This is a genomic window from Pseudomonas sp. CBZ-4 (genome assembly GCF_000346755.1).
Lineage (GTDB): Bacteria > Pseudomonadota > Gammaproteobacteria > Pseudomonadales > Pseudomonadaceae > Aquipseudomonas.
This window is the reverse complement of sequence record NZ_ANNV01000128.1, coordinates 1-904: the sequence shown is the minus strand read 5'-3', so window position 1 is coordinate 904 and position 904 is coordinate 1. Positions and strand designations below refer to the sequence as shown.

Genomic DNA, 904 nt, shown 5'->3' with positions numbered 1-904 from the left:
CACTCGCGGGCGCGGCCGGTGCGTAGGGTTTGGAGTTTTAAGAAGTCGGGTTGTGATCGGCCATCGGCTACGACAGTGCCGTCGGGATAGGTGAAGGTCGTGTGGTTGCCTTCTTTCTTCTCCTTTGGTTGTGTGGAGAACACAGTAAATGCCGAATGCAACGTGGGCTCGAAGTACACCGTGCGGGCTTTCAACGCTTGAAACTTCAGGTAAATACCACCCTCTCCTGCAAGACTAATACGCTTGTGATACCCCCCCAGAAAAGCCTCTTTAACCCAAGGGTAGTAGTCCCTCTTGATCGTCAGATTTCCATCGACTTTGAAATCAGGACCACCTCTTGGTGAATTGTTGTAGTCGAATATCACGATTACCCCGCCCCCCGCGCCAGCGGTCACGTTCTCGCCAAAACGCGTCGGATCTGCATAGACCACACCAAAGGTTGCGTTCGCCAGATGCCAGCGACACGCACCGCCTCCATCCTTTAGCAGTTCCACGCGATATATATCGCTCTGCCCTTGGCGCTCCAACTCCTTGTAAACCGAGTGATAGCCATCCCTTTCAGTTCGCTGACCACTGGCTCCAGTGCTGATGCGCTTACAGGTAGCCGAGCGATACATGACCCACATAGTTTCAGTTTTCAGTTCCTTGGGTAGTTTCACTGTGACGGTTATCTTTTCGCTGTCAGCAGGCGGTGACAGGCTGTAGTCCTGGCGGCAACCGCTTAGACCAAAAAACAGTGCGCATAACAGCGTGGGCATGCGGGAGAACATGGCGAGGTCCTTCTGGGTATCAACGGGGTCGGGTGCCTGGATTCGCATAGTCGGTGTCACCATTTCCGCTCGGGGAACTGGATTTCGAGCGGTGGGTGGGCGCTGTCCGGCAAAGGTTGTGTGCGCCCCGAAGG

1 protein-coding gene is annotated in these 904 nt (G+C 55.0%); it reads right to left on the bottom strand.

What is annotated here, in order from left to right:
• The coding region (locus B348_RS0117120; RefSeq protein WP_026136845.1) for a hypothetical protein at positions 1-770 on the bottom strand (770 nt) is incomplete at its 3' end.
• Positions 771-904 lie beyond the last annotated feature (134 nt).